Origin of the sequence: Bacillus cereus group sp. N24, from assembly GCF_016483345.1 — a bacterium.
Taxonomy (GTDB): Bacteria; Bacillota; Bacilli; order Bacillales; family Bacillaceae_G; genus Bacillus_A; species Bacillus_A toyonensis.
The window spans coordinates 30,018-50,830 of sequence record NZ_JAEHCA010000011.1 but is presented as its reverse complement, the minus strand read 5'-3'; the positions used below and the strand labels follow the sequence as shown (position 1 = coordinate 50,830).

Genomic DNA, 20,813 nt, shown 5'->3' with positions numbered 1-20,813 from the left:
AGTTTACTCCTGATTCCCTAACTCAATCGCACTCATTAATCGTTCAGAAAACTGTTGTGCCGCATTGACTCCCATACGTTTCAAACGGAAGTTCATCGCTGCTACTTCAATAATAACAGCCAAGTTTCGGCCAGGACGAACTGGAAGTGTAATCTTCGTAAGTTCTGTATCAATAATCTTCATCTTCTCTTCATCAAGACCTAAGCGATCATAATTTTTCTTTTGATCCCAAATTTCAAGATTAATAACAAGTGTAATACGCTTATAATTTCGCACTGCCCCTGCACCAAATAACGTCATAACGTTAATGATACCTAGACCACGAATTTCTAATAAATGCTCAATTAAATCTGGTGAGCTTCCTACTAATGTGTCTTCATCTTCTTGGCGAATTTCTACACTATCATCCGCAACAAGGCGATGGCCACGCTTCACAAGTTCAAGAGCTGTCTCACTTTTACCAACACCACTTTGACCTGTAATTAAAACACCAACACCGTAAATATCCACTAATACACCATGAACAGCAGTTGTTGGTGCTAACTTACCTTCTAAATAATTTGTTAAACGACTTGATAATCTCGTTGTCGTTTGAGAAGAACGTAATAAAGGCATGCCTGATTCACGTGATGCTTGTAATAACTCATCTGGTACATCTTGATTACGAGTTATAATAATACATGGCGTCTCCTCGGTACAAAGCGCTTTCATTCTCTCTTGTTTTTGCTCTGTCGTTAACGTATCAAAGAACGTAAGCTCCGTTTTTCCAAGAAGCTGCACGCGATCAGCTGGATAATATGTAAAGAATCCTGCCATTTCAATTCCAGGTCGTGATAAATCACTTGTATCAATCGGACGATGAATTCCTTCTTCACCACTTATTAACTCCAATTGAAATTGTTCAATTAAATCTTTTGTCCTTACTTTTGGCATATGTATAAACCTCCACTCCGCTGCGGGTTCAGTCTCGTTTGATGTAAAATTCCATTCTACCGGATATTGTACCATTTTTTTCTGGAAACAAGAAATACGGTTTCTCATAAATAGAAAAAAACATTTCATACGAATGATGAAATGTTTTTCTTTTTGTCATTTTCTCTTTTTTTCATATAACGGTTCAACAATTGCCTTTTCAATTATCATATTAAAAATAGAAATACAAATTGCCGCAATAATTGCTACGCCAAACCCTGTTATATTAAAAGCATCTCCTAATAATGAATCTGTTATTTTTAACGTAATCGCATTAATAACAATTAAGAAGAACCCGAACGTTACAACAGTAATTGGTAGCGTAATTAAAATTAAAAATGGTTTTACAAACACATTTAAAACCGCCAATATAATACTCGCAATAATTGCAGTTTGTATATTTGCTACGTAAAACGCGTCTGGTGCAATCCCTTTTAAAAGTCCCGATACAGCGATTAACACAACGCTATTTACAAGAAGTGATACAATCCATCTCATTTTCTTACACATCCTTTTGACATATATATTTCATCATACGCTAATAGACAATAAACGCAAGTATCATACAAACACTTATATCAACTTATTCTACCCTTCATGCTTGTATACCTACTAACATCTCCTAGTAAAATAAGAACCACACCATCTATGTTCATGAGTTTTTACAAAAGTCCAAGTGAAATCTTTATCTACAATATATATATCACCTTTATACATATCATCTGTTTCACGTAATATATCATCCATACTTAATAAACTCGCATCTTTTATTAGTAGTACATCATTACAGTGTTGATAGAAGATATAGCACTCCTTTTTCACTTCATTATGAAACGCGTTCTCCGCTTCTTTCCCCTCTAAACACTTCTTCTTCTCATAACTAAATATGTGCCAAAGATACCCACAGCCATACTTATCTCCATAAAGGAAAATGTCTTCTTTTTCTTCATCACTTAAATGATTTGCAAAATGGTCCTCCCAGCGTTTCCGAAAATATACACCCCATTTCTGAAACTCTCTTACCTTCACACTTTTCTTCTTTAACCCTTCTAAAAACTCCATCTTCTCCCCCTATAAAATAAAAACCGAGCTTCATTTCCACTCGGTTTTCATGAATAAACTTATTGCGATAATTCTACTTCTTTTATTTTCTCTTTCATTCTTGCTTTATCACGATTTAAAATCTCTTTTAAATACTTACCTGTATACGAGCGTTCTTCTTTTACTACTTGCTCTGGCGTTCCAGAAGCGACGATTTGTCCACCTTTGTCCCCGCCCTCTGGTCCAAGGTCAACGATATAATCAGCTGTTTTAATCACATCTAAATTATGTTCAATTACAAGTACCGTCTCACCACTCTCTACAAGACGTTGCAACACTTCTAGAAGACGTGCAATATCATGTGCATGTAAACCCGTCGTTGGTTCGTCTAAAATGTATAACGTACGCCCTGTAGAACGACGGTGTAATTCAGAGGCTAATTTCACGCGCTGTGCTTCACCACCTGATAACGTCGTTGCCGGCTGTCCTAATTTCATATAACCTAGCCCAACGTCTACAAGCGTTTGAAGTTTACGCTTAATTTTTGGGATATTAGCGAAGAACTCTACCCCATCTTCAATTGTCATTCCTAATACTTCAGAAATGTTCTTATCTTTATATTTCACTTCTAACGTTTCACGGTTGTAACGTTTACCATGACAAACTTCACACGGCACGTATACGTCTGGTAAGAAGTGCATTTCGATTTTAATAATTCCATCACCACGGCACGCTTCACAACGTCCGCCTTTCACATTAAAGCTAAAACGTCCTTTTTGATATCCGCGCACTTTCGCTTCATTCGTTTGAGCAAACACATCACGAATATCATCGAATACACCTGTATACGTCGCTGGGTTAGAACGTGGTGTACGACCGATTGGCGATTGATCAATATCAATTACTTTATCTAAATGCTCAAGACCTTTAATCTCTTTATGAGTACCTGGCTTCGCTTTCGCTTTATATAACTTTTGCGCTAACGATTTATATAGTACTTCATTAATCATCGTACTTTTACCTGATCCAGATACACCCGTTACCGCTACAAATGTACCAAGTGGGAATGACATCTTCGCATTCTTTAAGTTATTCTCTTTTGCACCGACAATCTCCACTTTACGTCCGTCACCTTTACGTCTTTCAAGTGGAACTGGAATAAACTCTTTACCGCTTAAATATTTTCCTGTTAACGAATTCTCATCTTGCATAACTTCAGCTGGTGTACCTGCTGATACAACTTGACCACCATGAATACCTGCACCAGGTCCGATATCAAGTAAATAATCAGCAGCCATCATCGTATCTTCATCATGCTCAACAACAATTAACGTATTTCCTAAGTCACGCATTTCCTGCAATGTACGAATAAGACGATCATTATCGCGCTGATGTAAACCGATAGAAGGCTCATCAAGGATGTAAAGTACGCCAGTGAGTCGAGAACCAATTTGTGTTGCTAGGCGAATACGTTGTGCCTCACCACCTGATAAAGTACCAGCCGCACGACTTAACGTTAAATAATCTAAGCCAACGTTTACTAAGAAACCTACACGTTCTTGAATTTCTCTTAAAATTAAATGAGCAATTTTTTGTTGTTTCTCCGTTAACTCAACATTTGAGAAGAATTCCTGTACTTCTTGAACAGAATATTTCGTTACGTCAGCAATCGTTTTATCACCAACGAAAACAGCTAAACTCTCAGGCTTTAAGCGTCCACCTTTACACTTCGGACAAGCTTGCTCCGCCATATATTTCTCCATTTGTTCACGAACATAATCAGAACTCGTCTCACGATAACGACGCTCTATATTCGGAATAACACCTTCAAATAAAATCTCATTTTCCTTTACTTGACCAAATTCATTTACATAGCGGAAATAAACTTTCTCTTCACCGCTCCCGTACAACACTTTATCAAATAAATCTTTCGGTATATCTTTCACAGGCATATCCATGTCAACGCCGTAATGAGTACACACAGATTGTAAAAGTTGTGGGTAATATTGTGAACTTGTCGGTTCCCAAGGAGCAATCGCATGTTCATTTAATGTTAAATCCCAGTTCGGAATGACAAGCTCTAAATCTACCTCTAACTTTGAGCCAAGTCCATCACAAGAAGGACATGCACCGAACGGACTGTTGAATGAGAACATACGTGGCTCTAATTCACCAATTGAAAAACCACAATGCGGACATGCATGATGTTCACTAAATAGAAGTTCCTCTTCTCCCATAACATCGATTAACACTCGTCCCCCGCCAAGCTTTAATGCACTTTCAAGTGAATCAGCAAGACGGCTTGCAATTCCTTCTTTTACAACAATACGGTCAATTACAACTTCTATGGAATGCTTCTTATTTTTATCTAACGTAATCTCTTCTGACACATCTAGCATTTCACCATCAACACGTACACGAACATAACCTTGCTTCTTAATATCTTCAAGTACTTTCACATGTGCACCTTTACGTCCTGACACGATAGGAGCTAACACTTGTAATTTCGTACGTTCAGGATATTCAAGAACACGATCTACCATCTGTTCCACTGTTTGTGATGTAATTTCAATTCCGTGATTTGGGCAAATCGGCGTACCAATTCGTGCGAATAATAAACGTAAATAATCATAAATCTCCGTCACTGTCCCGACAGTTGAACGTGGATTACGACTCGTTGTTTTTTGATCAATCGAAATCGCTGGTGACAACCCTTCAATCGTATCGACATCCGGTTTATCCATTTGTCCTAAAAATTGGCGTGCATACGCAGATAACGATTCTACGTATCTGCGCTGCCCTTCTGCATAAATTGTATCAAACGCTAATGATGATTTCCCTGAACCAGACAATCCCGTTACAACAACAAGCTGATTTCTCGGAATGGTTACATCAATATTTTTTAAGTTATGTGCTCTAGCACCTTTTACAACGATAAAATCCTTGCTCATGCTCACTCTTTTCACCCTTCCGCTTTTAATTCTAATAGTAAATCTCTTAATTCAGCTGCACGCTCGAAGTCTAACGCTTTTGCTGCTTCTTTCATCTCTGCTTCGATCTTAGCGATTGTTTTCTCACGTTCTTTCTTCGTCATCTTCTTAGCAGGAGTTGCTTCATATGTTTCCGGTTCTTCGGCCGCTGTCGTTGCACGGATTACATCACGAACGCCTTTTTGAATCGTTTTCGGCGTGATACCATGCTCTTCATTGTAAGCTTCTTGTATAGTACGACGACGCTGCGTTTCTTCAATTGCAATTCCCATCGATCTCGTTATGCGATCTGCGTACATAATAACGCGGCCGTTTTCATTACGCGCCGCACGACCAATCGTTTGAATTAACGAACGTTCTGAACGCAAGAATCCTTCCTTATCTGCATCTAAAATAGCTACAAGTGATACTTCTGGAATATCTAATCCTTCTCGTAATAAGTTAATACCGACAAGTACATCAAACTTACCAAGGCGAAGGTCACGGATAATTTCAATACGTTCTAACGTTTTAATTTCAGAGTGAAGATAGTTCACTTTAATTCCTACATCTTTTAAGTAATCCGTTAAATCCTCTGACATTTTTTTCGTTAAAGTCGTAATTAATACACGTTCATTTTTTGCAATACGATCTTGAATTTCTCCTAATAAATCGTCAATTTGACCTTCAATTGGTCGTATATCAATTGGTGGATCTAAAAGCCCTGTTGGACGAATAATTTGTTCTATTACTTCTGGTGATTGCTCTAACTCGTACGGTCCTGGCGTTGCCGAAACGTAAATAACTTGATTCGTTTTCTCTTCAAACTCATCAAACGTGAGCGGTCTATTATCTAAAGCTGATGGCAGACGGAATCCATGATCCACAAGTACTTGCTTACGTGCTTGGTCCCCGTTATACATTGCTCTTACTTGCGGCACTGATACGTGCGACTCATCCATAACAATTAAGAAATCCTTCGGGAAATAGTCTAATAACGTATACGGCGTTGCACCCGCTGGACGAAGTGTTAAATGACGAGAATAGTTTTCAATCCCTGAACAAAAGCCCATCTCGCGCATCATTTCTAGATCATAACGTGTACGTTGCTCTATACGCTGCGCTTCTAACAACTTACCATTATCATTTAATTCTTTTAAACGCTCTTCTAATTCTTTTTCTATATTTTCAATAGCAACCTTCATTTTTTCTTCACGTGTAACGAAGTGAGATGCTGGGAAGATTGCTACATGATCACGTTCTGCTAATACTTCACCTGTTAACGCATTTACTTCACGAATACGATCGATTTCATCACCGAAAAATTCAATTCGAATACAATGCTCGTCAAGTGATGCCGGGAAGATTTCAACTACATCTCCGCGCACACGGAATGTCCCACGCTTGAAATCAATATCATTACGTCCGTACTGTACATCAACAAGTTCACGAAGCAATTGATTGCGGTCCTTTTCCATACCAACTCGAAGTGAAACAACTAACTCGCGGTATTCTTCCGGAGAACCTAAACCATATATACACGAAACACTCGCAACGATAATTACATCGTCCCGTTCAAATAATGCAGACGTTGCTGAGTGACGCAATTTATCGATTTCATCATTAATTTGCGCATCCTTTTCTATAAAAGTATCCGTTTGCGGCACATACGCTTCTGGTTGATAATAATCGTAATAACTAACAAAATATTCAACTGCATTATTCGGAAAAAAATCTTTCAGCTCACTATATAATTGTCCTGCTAACGTTTTATTATGAGCCATCACAAGTGTTGGCTTCTGTACTTCTTTAATGACATTTGAAATCGTAAATGTCTTACCCGTCCCTGTCGCTCCAAGCAACACTTGCTTTTTCTTTCCACTATTAAGTCCCTCTACAAGCTTCTCTATAGCTACCGGCTGATCACCTTGCGGGGAATACGCTGAGATAATTTCAAATTGATGTTCCAAGTAAAATCCGACCTCCTCATAAAAATCTGTATTATTATTTTACCACGAATGCCCATAAAAAACCTAAAAAAACGAACAGATATTCGGTAAAATTTTCGACAATATATACATAGAAAAAGGAAGGAGTCAAAACTTCCTTCCTCTACTAACTCTATTTTTTAGGTACATATAATAAATCATATCCATTGCGCCCATTTTCATTCACACAGTCTATTAACCTATAAGCCGTTTGTAATTCACGCTGCTCTTTAACAATCCTTTTACAACTATCTTCATCTATATCTGTATGATTACCAGCAAATCGATCTTGCCTATTATCTAACATATGAATTATATCTGTTCCACTATACTCTAACGTTTGAAAAACCGGATCACCTTCATGTGTATAATGTACAATTCTTATTTTATCAACTTCCCCTTGTTCCACATTCAAAACGAACTTTTCAAATTTATCTAGATTAGAAGTTACTGCTTCCTTTACAATGACATCATTCTTCTTATCAATTGTAATGTTAGGTTGTGAGCATGCTACTAAACTAAAGAGAAGTAGGCATATACAACCACTTCTTTTTCCTATTGTCATCCTCTCCTATAAGAATTATTTGTATACTGCAAAAGCTACTTTCCTCTACGAAAGTAGCTTCTCTTTTCCTTTCTCCTTCTTCGGGAAAAGAACATATGAAAATGAAATCGCTGTATCAATTAAAAATATAAGTGCCCACACTTGGCTCACTCGACTCGCAGTTTTATTTAAAACGATTCCTGACTCTAACCAATTGTCCCATTGTTCAAATGGAATAAACCCATACGCGAAGAAAAAGAAAGTATGCACAACAACGAATAAAACAAGATGTAATACCCAATTTTTTATTTCCTGCTTTGCATAGGCCATACCTGTTAATTCTATATGTTCTTCAATAACAGGCGCTGGTTCATTCCGCCATTTCGCAGCTAACTTTTGCACAAATATATCAAGCTTCTTCAAATCCTTTTTCCCGTAGAAGACCGCATACAATAAAATGATTACGGTAATAATCTGAAAGTTAGAAAACTTCCCTGTTTGATAATAGTCCACTACCCCTAAGGTTAAAATGAACACTTCATTTACGAGTAGTACAATCCCCATAATAAAGCTTGCCTTCTTCAAACGGAATCCATAACGGAGTAAAAAGAAACCGATAGCCGATAACCAAAATACAATCTCTGCCCCAATTAAAAAGTACCAACGATATTCTGCGAGTATACTCATTTATCCTTCTCCTTTTCATCATATATACGAAAAGCTTCATCCATATATAATAAAAATTCTTCTTCGATTGGATACATGCTCATTTTCTGTGAATCTTCCTTCGATTTTCTAACTTCCCATAACTTATCTAAAAACGCTTCATCACCATTGGCCATTTCTAAACACTTCTGCATTAATCTCTTCATTGCCCCTTGCACCTCATCACTTGCAGTTTCTTTACCGTCTTTCATAAAAGTGCGTAATTGCTTTAATAAATCCACCCATTCTAAAACATTCGGATCTTCTTCACTCATATTTGGCAAATTATGAAGCAACTTTTGTTCTTCCTTTGAAAATACTTCATTTTGAAATATTTCACGTATACGAGAAGACTGTTTCGAAAGCTGGATCAGTTCAAACATAACTTTCCAATCGAGCTCTCCCTCCACATCCACCGAATAAACAACTGCTTGTAAAACGCGCTCCATTCGATTGAATTTCTTTTGTTCTTCCTGTACAAACCGAAGTTGTTTTTCAAGCGAATCCTTTAAGTTAAGCTCACCTTTTACTAACATATTCGCAGACTCTTTTAGTGAAAATCCCATTTCCTTTAAAAATAAAATTTGTTGGAGACGTATTACGTCAGCTTCACTATATAAACGATGCCCGCCTTCTGTTTTCCCGCTCGGCTTTAATAAATCTATTTGATCATAATAACGTAATGTACGTACTGTTACCCCTGTCTCTCTCGTCAATTCTTGTATTGAAATCACTACCATCACCTCTTCCCCTTCATTATAAAAGATGACGTTACGTAACTTTCAAGACTTTTGTAAAAAAAATACAAAAAGCTGTTTATACTCATTGTATAAACAGCTTTTACGGAAATAATCCTTTTTGTACAGCGCGCCCACAAAATAAAATAAGTGCTCCAACAACAACACTTGTTGCTGTTTTATGGTAATGAGCTGAAACTAATAAATAATATGATAAACCTACAGTACCAAGCATAATACAAATACTTGGTACTGGATTATGAGAGAAATTCTGCATTCCCCAAAACAAAGCAAAAATAGCTGTAGCGACACATAACACCGGTAATCCCATCCCAGTTCCCCTTTTTCTATCTATTATTTCTTGTTGTTAACACATTCTTCGATGCCATACTCATACACGATCAGCACCTTTACTATTTCTATATTTCCACTTCGGCCAATAGTTCACAAAGAAATAAACAAACTGCCCTAGTACAAATAACACAAACGGCATGCCAGCACTTCCATAAACGATTAAATTGTACAAACTCCACACGGCTAAACTAATTGTGAAAAACAACCCTACATATTTAAACGCTTTATCCGACTGAAATCTCTCAAACTCATCTTGCATTTTCATTCCTCCTATCCCTATGCTCGTTTTCCCTTCATAACTCCTACGATGAGACTACTGGCAAATAAGAAACTACATACAATGAATATTTCTGAAATAGGTATAGTAATTCTCCCTATCGCTTTGCTCGCAATAATATAAACTATAAGTAGAATGAATGCGAAGATAAACGAAACATTTACATGCTTTTTTATATTTTCATTTACTCGCTCATCTATATCTGGAAATTCTTCTTTTATGTACTTACGCTTTTTTTAATACACATACACTGTCAAAAATACAATTGCTAAAACGTTACTAACTACGAGCGGTAAAATTGGTATAGCTGGATTCATAATACGAACGAAAACGTCTCCCAACAACAATCTAAAAAACGCATCGATATACAACTTTTTAGTATTTTCCATTTTTTCTTCCCTTACTCCAGCGTAAAGATTTCTTCCACCTTCATCCCAAAATATTTGGCGATTTTTAGGGATAACTCTAGACTCGGATTGTAATGGTGATTTTCAATCGCTACAATCGTCTGACGCGTCACCTGCATCACCTTTGCCATTTCAACTTGTGTTATATGATTTTGCTTTCTTAATTCTTTAATTTTATTTTTCACACCCATAGGATCCACCTTCAAAAGTAAAGATATCTTTACTTAAATTATAAATATTTTCCAATTACAAGTAAAGATTAATTTACAAATTTTAGAAAAACATTCCACTGAACACCTTCTCTAACAAAGTACGCTAGTAGTTAAGTTTATATCAGCGATTCTCCCAATATATCGACGCAACTCCATTTATATCGGCGATTTTCTAAATATATCAGCGCAACTCCATTTATATCGGCGATTTTCCGAATATATCGACTTACTAACAAATACTGAAATCCATAGCGCTATAATCATAAGAAAAAGCTGTCCCAAAATATCTTTTGGAACAGCTTTCTCCTCTACTACATAAATCCTAATACCCATACAAGAACATATCCAAGAATAGAAAGACAAACCGAGCCGATCAGCCCTGCTACAAATGCTTTGCTTCCTAACTTACGGAACGTTTTAAACTCTACATTTAAACCGAGACCTGCCATCGCCATTGCGATAAGCATGTACGCAATTATTACAATATAGCCGGCAACAACTTCGGGGATAATCCCGAGTGAATGCACCGCACTCATCGCTAAAAATCCGAATATAAACCAAGGAATCGGAAGCTCCTTCCACGATTTCTTTTCTTCGCTTCCCTCGCTCTTACCAAACCATAACCCAATTAAAATCGCTACTGGTACAAGCATCGCAACGCGCGTTAATTTCACGATAACTGCGATGTCGACAGCCGTGCTACCGCCTGGTGCCGCAGCCGCAATTACGTGAGCAATTTCATGCAGCGTCGCTCCCGAGAATACACCGTAACCGTACGGAGATAAGCCAAGCACTGGATATAATAATGTATAAATAAGCGTAAATATCGTACCTAAAATAGCAATAATTGCGGCACCAACCGCCGTTTCATCGTCCTTCGCTTTCACTTGTGGTGCAATTGCCACGACCGCTGCCGCACCACAAATCGCCGTTCCACACGCCGTTAAAATCCCAAGTTTCTTTTCTACTTTAAATACTTTTGTCAATCCATATACAACGAAAATGGTGAATGTAATAACTACCGCTGCGATGACCAATACTTTCGGCCCAGCCTTCGCAATATCAACCAGATTTAATCGCATTCCAAGTAAGATAATCCCAAAGCGAAGCAACTTCTTACTCGCAAAGTTCGTTCCCGCTATCGCTTCTGGAGGGACTCCAATCGCTGCGCGCCAAATCATCCCAATTAGAATAGCAATTACTAATTGTCCCATAATATTTAAAAATGGAAGCTCCGCTAAATATTTCGCAGCAATGGCGATTAATAATGTAATCCCAATACCTTGCGAAAATCCAAAGCCCTTTTTCTTTTGTATAACAAGTGTTTGTTCCACCTTGTACCACCCCAATAATCGTATTGGAACATGCATGTTCTTTCTACTTACATTATAAGAGAGTTTTTATAATAAGTTTAATATTAATATTAAATCTCTATCATCAGAAATACTTATGATAGAATAAAAACAAAAATAAAGGGGCCAACAAATGAACGTCGACATTTTGAAAATCTTTGTGACTGTCGTTGAACAGAAACATTTCTCTCGTGCAGCAGAACTTTTAAACCTTTCACAACCCGGTGTAAGCATGCACATTCGCAACCTGGAAAATGAATTTGGAACTACACTCATTCAGCGCTCCCCAAAGCATGTACAAGTTACGGAAGCTGGAAACATATTATACATACATGCAAAGCAAATGCTCTCTCTTTATGATGATGCAAAACAGGAAATTAACGAATTACATAACGTTGTAACAGGAACACTTCGCATCGGCGCTAGTTTTACAATTGGCGAATACTTACTTCCCAAAATACTCGCTAACTATGCCAATGAAAATCCGCACGTTGAAGTTCATACCCTTATCTCTAATACAGAAGAAGTTTTGCAAAGCCTTCGCTCTAATCAAATTGATATCGGCTTAGTAGAGGGGCAAGTCGTATATGCTGACGTAGACGTTGAAACGTTTATGCAAGATGAAATGAAGCTCGTCGTCCCTCCAAATCACCCATTACTTCACATCAAGGATATAAACGAAGCTACTCTCCAAGACCAAGTATGGGTATTAAGAGAAAGTGGCTCTGGGACACGTGCCTATAGCGATCGTTTTATTCATCAACACCATTTAAAAATGAAACGATTCTTTACATTTAGTAGCATTCAAAGTGTAAAGGAAGCCGTCGCTGCCGGGCTTGGCATCGCTATACTTTCTGATTGGACCGTGCGGAAAGAACTACTAACCCAAGAACTATTCCACGTCGAAGTTCCAACTGAAAAACTAATTCGTCCATTCTCCATCGTGCGTGGCAAATATTTCATTCCATCTAAAGCCATTCAAGTGTTTTTAAATCATGTAGATTCTTTTGCGAAAAAACAGAGTTGACCTTCACATTAGTGTGAAGGTTTACAATACATGTAAAAGGAGTGAAATGCAGTGCGAATTGGAGAGTTATCAAAAGAAACTGGCGTTAGCGAAAGAGCACTAAGACATTATGAAGAAAAGGGATTGCTCCCTTCAAATCGCCTCACAAACGGCTATCGTGATTTCGATAAAAGTGCCATTGAAAAAGTAGAGCTTATCCAAATGTACTTACAGCTCGGCTTAAATTTAGAAGAAACCGCAAGAATGCTACGCTGCCTCGAAATCGAACCACATCTATACGAAAATCCATGCAGCAGTATCCTTGCACTTTACGAAGATAAGCTCAATGAAGTAACAAGGCAAATCTCATTACTTTCCAACATTCAAACGAATTTACAAAAACACGTTTCACTCCTAAAACAAGAAAAAGAAAAGGGATGATTGCATGTTTGTTATACACGGCAGTTCAAGACAAAATGGGAATACGGAAGCCTTAACATATATGATGATTGATGGAATGAAAGCAGAACAAATTTATTTACGTGACCATACCATTTATCCTATTACAGACCAACGCCATGATGCTGAAGGATTTCAACCTGTAAATGATGACTACGAGCAATTAACCAAACGCATGCTAGAGCACGACACGATTATCTTTGCTACACCACTATACTGGTACGGAATGAGCGGCCATATGAAAAACTTCGTTGATCGCTGGTCACAAAGCTTACGCAATACCTCTCTTCATTTCAAAGAGAAAATGAAAGGTAAAAAAATGTACGTCGTCATCGTTGGCGGAGACAATCCGAAACTGAAAGCATTGCCACTTATTGCTCAATTCCAGTATATCTTTGATTTTGTTGGTTCATCATTTGAAGGGTATATTATCGGGGATGCGAATGGATTGGATGAAATCAAAAATGATGCTGAAGCACTTACAAAGGCACAACTGTATAATAGCAAATTTAAAAATAGCCAACAGAAATAAGTTTGACAAACCCGTTTGTATGCGCATACAATAAAAATAATATTATGAAAGGAAGGTACTTTGACCAATGAAGTTCTAATTCTCTTATTTATTTCATCCATCACAAATAGTGAACAAAAATGATGAAAACTAGCAGGGGATTAGTCTGTCCATTTGTCGATACTTTCTTTCGAGACGATCATGTGAAAAATCGTTTATTTATGTACGATTTTTACATTGAAGGGCGACATTTATCCTCTCTAGTGAAACTAGGGAGGTTTTTTTATGAGTATTTTATTCGCACGTAATATTGAAAAGAGCTTTGGTGACCGTACCATATTTACGTTACCATCGCTAGAAATTCACGCACACGATCGCATAGGAATCGTTGGAGTCAACGGAGCTGGAAAATCTACGTTATTGCAAATATTAAGTAAAAAAATAGAAGCTGACAAAGGGACAGTAACTCATCATAGTTCTATCAGCATCATTCCTCAGCTTAGCGATACAATACTGGAAACCGCTTCTTCTCTTGCAAAAGGAAAATGGAGTATTTCAAACGTCGCAAATTCAATGAGCGGCGGCGAACGAATGCGGCTAAAGATTGCCCATGCTCTCGAACGAGATGCAGGCATTTTATTCGCTGATGAACCAACGAGCCACTTAGATATGGCCGGTACAGAGCAATTAGAAAAAGCACTTTTATCTTATAAAGGGGCACTTGTTTTAATATCGCACGATCGTGATTTTTTAGATAATATATGCACAAAAATCATTGAAATTGAAGACGGCATGATTCAAGAGTATAAAGGAAACTATTCCAACTATCGAAAGCAAAAAGAACGTGAACGAATACAAAAGCAAGCAGAGTATGAGCAATATATACAAGAAAAAAATCGTTTAGAGCAATCAATTTCACAAAAAAAGCAACGTGCTTCTAGCATGACAAAAATCCCAACTCGGTTCAGTTCATCTGAATCTAAACTTTATAAGTTAAGCGGGGCTCATGGGCAAGAACAGGTTAGCAAAGCAGCCAAAGCATTAGAAACACGTCTCGAAAAACTAGAAAAGAAAGAAAAGCCAAAAGATCTTTCTCAGGCTCAGTTTGACGTGCAATACCATACACCCATTCATAGTAAAGTGGCAGTACAGTTCAATAAAGCAACAAAGAAAATAGGCGACCGCACACTATTTAAAAATATGAATGGAACTATTGCCCCTGGTGCAAAATTAGCTATTTTAGGAGCAAACGGAAGTGGCAAAACAACTTTGTTCAATATGCTTCTCACAAACGAACGTGGCATTCAGCTTTCAAAAAGTTGTAAAATTGGATACTTTGAACAAGCACTATCCATTTTAAAAACAGATAAAACCATTTTAGAGAACGTTCTAGAAGAAACCAACTATACAGAAGCATTCGTTCGCACAATACTTGCCCGGCTTCTATTCCGTCGTGAAGATGTTCATAAACCTGTGCACGTTCTAAGCGGGGGTGAACGAATGAAGGTTGCACTCGCAAAAGTATTTTTAGGAAACTATAATATGCTCCTGCTCGATGAACCGACGAACTATTTAGATTTAACAACACAGGAAGAATTAGAAAACATGTTACAAGAGTATCCTGGCACTATACTCTTTATTAGCCATGACCGTGCCTTTATTCGTTCTGTTGCAGACCATATTCTACAAGTAGATGAGAGCGAACCAAGAATATTCTATGGCAATTACGAACAATACATTAAAAGAACCACTCAAGCTTCCGTAAACGTTACTGAACAAGAATTATTGCGATTACAAACGAAATTAACAGAAGTCATCAGCCGGATTTCTATACCCAATCATCACGATGACATCACATTTCTTGAACAAGAATATGAAAAATTATTAGTTCAAATTCAGCGGTGTAAAGAAGCGCTCTAATGTCTTCCCTATATATCGACGGGGCCTTCCACATTTCCCAAGAAATATCGTGGCTTCGACATAAAGATAATATTAGACATCACAATAACAAAAAGCCGTGCACCAGCACGGCTTTTCACTTTATCTTGCTACTTGTGGGCATTAAATGCCCAGTTGGTGAAGGCTAATAACTAGCCGGGATGCCCCCACTGATTAAAGTTTCACTTTATATACGGACAGCAGTCCCACTCACCGCAACCATTAGCATTCCTTCGCGAACTACTTCGTAATCCACGTCGATACCAACGATGGCATTCGCATTTTTTTGCCTTGCGAATGTTTTCATCTCTTCCATTGCAATGTCGCGCGCTTCTTTTAATTTACTTTCATAAGCGCCTGCACGGCCGCCGACAACGTCACGAACAGATGCGAAAAGGTCACGAACAATATTCGCACCCATAATCGCTTCTCCATTCACGATATCAATATACTCAATAATTTCTTTCCCCTGAATTGTAGATGTTGTTGTTACAATCATGCTTTATAGCCTCCCATATAAGATTTCCACTTACTTATGGTGCACGAATTCAGCAGAAATTATATTTACGAACTAAACTGCGCTTCGTATAATCGGCTATACCCTCCGCCTCGCTCAATTAATTCCTCATGCGAACCTTGTTCTGCAATACCATCTTTATTTACAACGACGATACGATCCGCATTTTTAATAGTTGCAAGCCTGTGAGCAATAACTAATGTTGTACGACCGACAGCTAGTTCTGCAAGTGATTTTTGAATAGCAAGTTCCGTCTCTGTATCTAATGCAGAAGTCGCTTCATCTAATATTAAAATTGGCGGGTTTTTCAAGAACATACGAGCAATTGCTAGACGCTGCTTCTGTCCCCCTGAAAGTTTCACACCACGCTCACCGATAACTGTATCTAAACCGTCTGGTTGCGAGTAAATTAAATCCTCCAACTGGGCACGTTTTACCGCCTGCCAAATTGCAGCCTCTGAAGCCTGTAAATTTCCATAAGCGATATTTTCGCGAATCGTTCCTGAGAATAAGAATACATCTTGCTGTACAATTCCAATTTGTTTACGAAGTGACGATAAAGTCATCTCTTTCGTATCAATGCCATCAATTTGGATTGACCCAGATTCCTGCTCATAAAAGCGTGGTAATAAACTACATAACGTTGTTTTCCCTGCCCCTGATGGCCCAACGAACGCAACTGTTTCACCTGCGTGTATTTTCAAGCTAATATCATTTAAGATTGGTTCTTTATTTTCATATCCGAACGTAATGTTGTTATAGTGAATATCACCGTGTACATGCTTTACTTCTATTGCATCTTTAGAATCCACAATATCAGGCTCTGTTTCAAGAAGTTCTACATACCTTTTAAAACCTGCGATTCCTTTCGGATAACTTTCAATAACTGCATTAATTTTCTCAATTGGTCGGAAGAAAATATTCGTTAATAAGACGAATCCGATAAATCCACCATACGTTAACTCACCTTGCAGAACAAACCATGTGCCACATATTAATACGAAGAGCGTTACGAGACGCATGAGCATATAACTAATGGATGAGTTTAGCGCCATAATTTTATACGCCATTAATTTCGTTGTACGGAAACGAGCATTGTTCACAGCGAATTGGTCTTTCTCAAACTTTTCATTTCCGAATGCTTGTACAACGCGAATACCACCGACGTTATTTTCGATACATGCATTAAAATCAGCAACATCTGAGAATAAACGTCTAAACGTACCCGTCATTTTTTTATTGAAGTAAAGCGCCAACCATAATAGGAATGGAATTACAAAGAATGTTAGAAGCGCTAACTTCCAGTTAATCATCATCATAAATGAAAATGCCCCAACTAAAGTCATTACGGCGATGAATAAATCCTCTGGCCCGTGGTGAGCAATTTCCCCAATTTCCATTAAATCGTTCGTAAGACGTGAAATTAGATGACCTGTTTTATTATTATCAAAAAATCTGAATGATAGCTTTTGAATATGATCAAATAATTTCTGCCTCATATCTGTTTCAATGTTAACTCCTAGCATATGCCCCCAGTAGGTAACAACATATTGTAAACCTGCATTTAACATATAAACTGCAAGTAAACCAAAACAAGCCCATAAAATAAGCGTCCAGTTTTGTCCTGGTAATAACTTATCAATAAATTGATTTACGATAAGCGGGAAACCAAGTTCCAGTAATCCTGCGATAACCGCGCAAGAAAAATCGAGTATAAATAAACCTTTATACGGTTTATAGTAAGAAAAAAATTTACGTAGCATATATTTCCTCCCTTTTCCAAATTAAAAGACTCCCTAAATGATAACCATTATCAAATAATTATTCAAGTTATTCGACTACGAAACTGCAAATAAGGTTTGCGATAGTTGTTGTTTTTTTCCAGAAAGTCGATATATTTTAATAATCGCCGATATATCAATTGCGCTGATATATTCTGATAACCGCCGATATAAATTTCATGTACTGCTGCTCCCAATCAAACAAAAAGGGTGTCACCTAGTGGTAACACCCTCATTTTTATTACATCGCTTCCGAATCCCACTCGTGCTCTTGCTGAACAAATACAACGCCTAACTCATGATGTCCTCCAGCATATAATGCTGTTTGAGCAAGACGAAGCTCACCATTTGTATCTACCACTTCTAATTTACAAAAAGCTCCTGTTGTTTTCGTTTGAAGCGCATCATAAAATTCTTCGGCACTCCTTGGAACGACTCCATTTACTTTCGTAATTATTTCTCCAGGCAGTAAATTCAGCTCGGCCCCAATTGTATTTGGAATTGTATCTAACACAACAAGTCCATCATTGCGTGCAGCGAAATATGCCGGTCTTGTCTCATCTACAATTTTTTCTTGCATCGAAATCGTAAAACGTCCAAGCATTGCGACACCCATTGCAATAATAGCAAGTACGTGCCACCAATAACTCGCGACCCCTAAAACAAGTACAAGACCAGCTAATCCATAAACACGTCTTCCTGTAAAGAGTAAAGCTTCCGTCGGCTCATAACTTCTAATCTTTCGCATAAATCCAATTAAAAATGGAACGAGGAATAGAGAATATGTATTTGCCCCTATTGAAACGACAGGCCACCATGAAATAAACTGGGTTACCGCATCACCTGGTACAAGAATAAAAATCGGCACGATCCATAAACGCTTCGATTCGTGTAAACCAATCTTGAGCCCACGTTTCCCCTTCCTAATCCTCGGTGTAGAATATCTCACCGCGTTTTTAGAAATCAATAAGCCCTCCACAACAAGCATGATGCCTAGTAAAATAGCAAGAGATACAATCGTACCCTCTTCACCTTCTCCAAGCTGTAAGAAGGAAACTGGCAGCTTAGAAGATAATAAAACACATACAATTGCGATACTGAACGTATAAGCTGCCGATAAATATCGATACATAGCAGTTAATCCAAATAATAATGTCCAAAGTAAAATGGCCCATAAGCTCGCCTTGGAAACAACAAGTCCAAGCCCAATCGTAATAATAGATACGATTAATCCATATCCAAGCCCTGCAAATAGAGATGTTCGCAATTCAAACCAAATATCATAAACTTTAAAAGAAAAATCTTTTCGTTCTCGTAATATACGTAAATATCCAACGAAGATACTACTTATTAAAAATACATAGACAGCAGGGTGCAAGAAAAAACGTCCAACTGCCCGCATTATTTCAAAAAGCCATGCCTCCACGAACTCATTCACCACCATTTATATCATTCTTTCTTTTTATATTATCATAACTGGACAAACGTTTGTTTAACACAAAAAAATACAGGCAATAAAATGCCTGTATTTCTTCTTATTTCGCTATTAATTTTAATGCTGCCTGTAATTGTAGATCATTTTCTCCAGAACGGATTTTTTCAATGATTTTAGTTTGGATTGCCTCAGCTGTCTTTTTATCAAGCTGTCCTGTCGCTTCCATCTCATTCGCATTTTGGAATGCTTTCAGTGCTGATTCTGTCTCTTTACTAAAGTAGCCATCTTCACGCCCCGGTACATAACCTAAGCTTTTCAGCATCTCTTGCGCATGCTTCACTTGCACATCATTTGAATTGTATGAAAGTGTTTTTTCAATTTGAATTGGCGTCGCATGGTAGTAATCTGGTTGTTTCACTTCTACAGTTGGCTTGATTCCCTTTTTATGAATCCAGTTTCCATCTGGAGTTAACCATTTGAACATCGTTAATTTAATGTTACTGCCATCTTTAAACGGAACGGCTTGCTGAACAGTTCCTTTACCAAATGTTGTTTCACCAATTAAATCGTAACCTTCTCCTTCTTTCAATGCGCCAGCTAAAATTTCCGAAGCAGAAGCACTTCCTTTATCAATCAATACTGAAATTGGATATGGCTTCCTCTCTTTCAGCTCTGTAGAGATTTTCTTTTTCTCTCCATTTCGCTGCTCTACTTGTAGCATCGGCTTTTTGTTCGTCATAATTTCTCCTAGTATATCTTCTACACTATTTAAATAGCCACCAGGATTACCACGAACGTCAATAACTAAACCTTTTATGTTTTTCTTCTCTAACTCTTTTAACTGATCCTTAAATTCTTTCGCTGTATTTTCAGCAAAAGAAGTAATTTGCATATAACCGATATCTTTTCCATTCTCTTGTTTCACAGAACTAACTACCGTGAAGATTGGGATTTTTTCACGCTTAATTTTGAATACAATCGGATCAGTTACTCCTGCACGTTTAATTTCAATCGCGACAGTCGTTCCCTTTTTACCACGAATTTTTAATACAGCTTCTTCACGCGATAAGTCTTTTACACTGTTTCCATCTACAGATAAAATTTGGTCATTCGGCTTAATTCCAATCTTTTCTGCTGGTGAACCTTTAATTGGCGATACGATAATAAGCTTACCGTCTGTTTTGTTCACCTCAGCCCCAATCCCCTCTAACTCGGGATCAAGTGATTCACTAAACTGTTTGGCTGTTTCTTTATCCATATACGTGGAATAAGGGTCCTTCAGCGTAGACAACATGCCTTGTATTGCACCTTCAACTAACTTGTCATCTTTCACGTCTTCCACATAACGTGAATCAATTAGTCCATATGCCTCATTAATTTTTGCCAAATTCCCTTGCGTCGTGCTAGCGTTCCCACTCGAAATTGTTTGCGTTACTTCTGCTGGGTTAACCCCAAATACAGACATTCCTGCAAACATTCCGCCAGCACCAATTAAAAATGCAACAACCATTCCAATAATTGCAACTCTACGTTTCAATGCGGAATTCCCCTTTCCAAAACACACAGGTGGTGTAGCAAAAGGCATCACACAGCGTGTGATGCCTTTAC

At 37.8% G+C, this 20,813-nt stretch carries 20 protein-coding genes and 1 pseudogene; 4 read left to right on the top strand and 17 right to left on the bottom strand.

The window, feature by feature from the left end:
- Positions 1-3: 3 nt before the first annotated feature.
- The 13 genes and pseudogenes from hprK to JDS95_RS16865 form a co-directional block, all read right to left on the bottom strand.
- A complete protein-coding gene (gene hprK / locus JDS95_RS16925; RefSeq protein WP_001127251.1) occupies positions 4-933 on the bottom strand; it encodes an HPr(Ser) kinase/phosphatase in 930 nt (309 codons plus the stop codon).
- A 156-nt stretch (positions 934-1,089) separates the two neighbouring features.
- Positions 1,090-1,470: a phage holin family protein gene (locus JDS95_RS16920; RefSeq protein WP_001267312.1), complete on the bottom strand. Its 381-nt coding sequence runs from the start codon at positions 1,468-1,470 to the stop codon at positions 1,090-1,092.
- A gap of 114 nt (positions 1,471-1,584) precedes the next feature.
- Positions 1,585-2,034, bottom strand: coding sequence for a DUF4275 family protein (locus JDS95_RS16915; RefSeq protein WP_000394727.1), 450 nt, complete (start codon positions 2,032-2,034; stop codon positions 1,585-1,587).
- Between the two features lie 59 nt (positions 2,035-2,093).
- Entirely contained in the window at positions 2,094-4,964 is a 2,871-nt protein-coding gene (uvrA, locus tag JDS95_RS16910) for an excinuclease ABC subunit UvrA (RefSeq protein WP_000030987.1), read from the bottom strand.
- A gap of 11 nt (positions 4,965-4,975) precedes the next feature.
- Positions 4,976-6,952, bottom strand: coding sequence for an excinuclease ABC subunit B (gene uvrB, locus JDS95_RS16905; protein WP_000401005.1), 1,977 nt, complete (start codon positions 6,950-6,952; stop codon positions 4,976-4,978).
- Between the two features lie 151 nt (positions 6,953-7,103).
- Positions 7,104-7,535, bottom strand: coding sequence for a DUF4362 domain-containing protein (locus JDS95_RS16900; RefSeq protein ID WP_199690694.1), 432 nt, complete (start codon positions 7,533-7,535; stop codon positions 7,104-7,106).
- A 45-nt stretch (positions 7,536-7,580) separates the two neighbouring features.
- Positions 7,581-8,201: a hypothetical protein gene (locus JDS95_RS16895; RefSeq protein WP_000025212.1), complete on the bottom strand. Its 621-nt coding sequence runs from the start codon at positions 8,199-8,201 to the stop codon at positions 7,581-7,583.
- Complete coding sequence (locus tag JDS95_RS16890) at positions 8,198-8,959, bottom strand: MerR family transcriptional regulator (RefSeq protein ID WP_000260340.1); 762 nt, start codon at positions 8,957-8,959, stop codon at positions 8,198-8,200. The genes JDS95_RS16895 and JDS95_RS16890 overlap by 4 nt, the downstream gene beginning before the upstream one ends.
- A 100-nt stretch (positions 8,960-9,059) precedes the next feature.
- Positions 9,060-9,287 (bottom strand): hypothetical protein, encoded by a 228-nt coding sequence (locus JDS95_RS16885; protein ID WP_000524119.1) that lies wholly within the window; start codon positions 9,285-9,287, stop codon positions 9,060-9,062.
- Positions 9,288-9,347: 60 nt separating this feature from the next.
- The gene (locus JDS95_RS16880; protein ID WP_001150204.1) at positions 9,348-9,569 is read right to left on the bottom strand and encodes a hypothetical protein; all 222 of its coding nucleotides are present in this window, start codon (positions 9,567-9,569) and stop codon (positions 9,348-9,350) included.
- Between the two features lie 17 nt (positions 9,570-9,586).
- Positions 9,587-9,976: pseudogene (locus JDS95_RS31150) on the bottom strand (hypothetical protein).
- Positions 9,977-9,987: 11 nt separating this feature from the next.
- The gene (locus tag JDS95_RS16870; protein WP_000538369.1) at positions 9,988-10,185 is read right to left on the bottom strand and encodes a helix-turn-helix transcriptional regulator; all 198 of its coding nucleotides are present in this window, start codon (positions 10,183-10,185) and stop codon (positions 9,988-9,990) included.
- A gap of 332 nt (positions 10,186-10,517) precedes the next feature.
- Positions 10,518-11,540: a YeiH family protein gene (locus JDS95_RS16865; RefSeq protein ID WP_000438410.1), complete on the bottom strand. Its 1,023-nt coding sequence runs from the start codon at positions 11,538-11,540 to the stop codon at positions 10,518-10,520.
- Between the two features lie 151 nt (positions 11,541-11,691).
- Between JDS95_RS16865 and JDS95_RS16860 the strand changes: the two genes are divergently transcribed.
- From JDS95_RS16860 to abc-f, 4 genes are all read left to right on the top strand, one after another.
- Positions 11,692-12,585, top strand: a complete 894-nt coding sequence (locus JDS95_RS16860) for a LysR family transcriptional regulator (protein ID WP_001099967.1) — start codon at positions 11,692-11,694, stop codon at positions 12,583-12,585.
- A gap of 51 nt (positions 12,586-12,636) precedes the next feature.
- Positions 12,637-13,005, top strand: coding sequence for a MerR family transcriptional regulator (locus tag JDS95_RS16855; protein ID WP_001219184.1), 369 nt, complete (start codon positions 12,637-12,639; stop codon positions 13,003-13,005).
- Between the two features lie 4 nt (positions 13,006-13,009).
- Positions 13,010-13,555: a flavodoxin family protein gene (locus JDS95_RS16850; protein WP_000497641.1), complete on the top strand. Its 546-nt coding sequence runs from the start codon at positions 13,010-13,012 to the stop codon at positions 13,553-13,555.
- Positions 13,556-13,819: 264 nt separating this feature from the next.
- Entirely contained in the window at positions 13,820-15,454 is a 1,635-nt protein-coding gene (abc-f, locus tag JDS95_RS16845) for a ribosomal protection-like ABC-F family protein (RefSeq protein WP_000025426.1), read from the top strand.
- Positions 15,455-15,659: 205 nt separating this feature from the next.
- On the opposite strand, the gene JDS95_RS16840 is transcribed toward abc-f, so the two are convergent.
- The 4 genes from JDS95_RS16840 to JDS95_RS16825 all read right to left on the bottom strand — a co-directional run bounded on the left by JDS95_RS16840 (position 15,660) and on the right by JDS95_RS16825 (position 20,742).
- A complete protein-coding gene (locus JDS95_RS16840; RefSeq protein WP_000637523.1) occupies positions 15,660-15,971 on the bottom strand; it encodes a heavy metal-binding domain-containing protein in 312 nt (103 codons plus the stop codon).
- Between the two features lie 65 nt (positions 15,972-16,036).
- Complete coding sequence (locus tag JDS95_RS16835) at positions 16,037-17,752, bottom strand: ABC transporter ATP-binding protein (protein WP_000944601.1); 1,716 nt, start codon at positions 17,750-17,752, stop codon at positions 16,037-16,039.
- 259 nt (positions 17,753-18,011) lie between these two features.
- On the bottom strand, positions 18,012-19,196 hold the full coding sequence (locus tag JDS95_RS16830) for a PDZ domain-containing protein (RefSeq protein ID WP_000388656.1): 1,185 nt from the start codon (positions 19,194-19,196) through the stop codon (positions 18,012-18,014).
- 109 nt (positions 19,197-19,305) lie between these two features.
- A complete protein-coding gene (locus tag JDS95_RS16825) occupies positions 19,306-20,742 on the bottom strand; it encodes a S41 family peptidase (RefSeq protein ID WP_000830307.1) in 1,437 nt (478 codons plus the stop codon).
- Positions 20,743-20,813 lie beyond the last annotated feature (71 nt).

Bases quoted from the DNA above. Each gene is read 5' to 3' on its own strand.
- hprK (WP_001127251.1), bottom strand. From the start codon at position 933: ATGCCAAAAGTAAGGACAAAAGATTTAATTGAACAATTTCAATTGGAG.
- JDS95_RS16920 (WP_001267312.1), bottom strand. From the start codon at position 1,470: ATGAGATGGATTGTATCACTTCTTGTAAATAGCGTTGTGTTAATCGCT.
- JDS95_RS16915 (WP_000394727.1), bottom strand. From the start codon at position 2,034: ATGGAGTTTTTAGAAGGGTTAAAGAAGAAAAGTGTGAAGGTAAGAGAG.
- uvrA (WP_000030987.1), bottom strand. From the start codon at position 4,964: ATGAGCAAGGATTTTATCGTTGTAAAAGGTGCTAGAGCACATAACTTA.
- JDS95_RS16900 (WP_199690694.1), bottom strand. From the start codon at position 7,535: ATGACAATAGGAAAAAGAAGTGGTTGTATATGCCTACTTCTCTTTAGT.
- JDS95_RS16895 (WP_000025212.1), bottom strand. From the start codon at position 8,201: ATGAGTATACTCGCAGAATATCGTTGGTACTTTTTAATTGGGGCAGAG.
- JDS95_RS16890 (WP_000260340.1), bottom strand. From the start codon at position 8,959: ATGGTAGTGATTTCAATACAAGAATTGACGAGAGAGACAGGGGTAACA.
- JDS95_RS16885 (WP_000524119.1), bottom strand. From the start codon at position 9,287: ATGGGATTACCGGTGTTATGTGTCGCTACAGCTATTTTTGCTTTGTTT.
- JDS95_RS16880 (WP_001150204.1), bottom strand. From the start codon at position 9,569: ATGCAAGATGAGTTTGAGAGATTTCAGTCGGATAAAGCGTTTAAATAT.
- JDS95_RS16870 (WP_000538369.1), bottom strand. From the start codon at position 10,185: ATGGGTGTGAAAAATAAAATTAAAGAATTAAGAAAGCAAAATCATATA.
- JDS95_RS16860 (WP_001099967.1), top strand. From the start codon at position 11,692: ATGAACGTCGACATTTTGAAAATCTTTGTGACTGTCGTTGAACAGAAA.
- JDS95_RS16850 (WP_000497641.1), top strand. From the start codon at position 13,010: ATGTTTGTTATACACGGCAGTTCAAGACAAAATGGGAATACGGAAGCC.
- abc-f (WP_000025426.1), top strand. From the start codon at position 13,820: ATGAGTATTTTATTCGCACGTAATATTGAAAAGAGCTTTGGTGACCGT.
- JDS95_RS16840 (WP_000637523.1), bottom strand. From the start codon at position 15,971: ATGATTGTAACAACAACATCTACAATTCAGGGGAAAGAAATTATTGAG.
- JDS95_RS16835 (WP_000944601.1), bottom strand. From the start codon at position 17,752: ATGCTACGTAAATTTTTTTCTTACTATAAACCGTATAAAGGTTTATTT.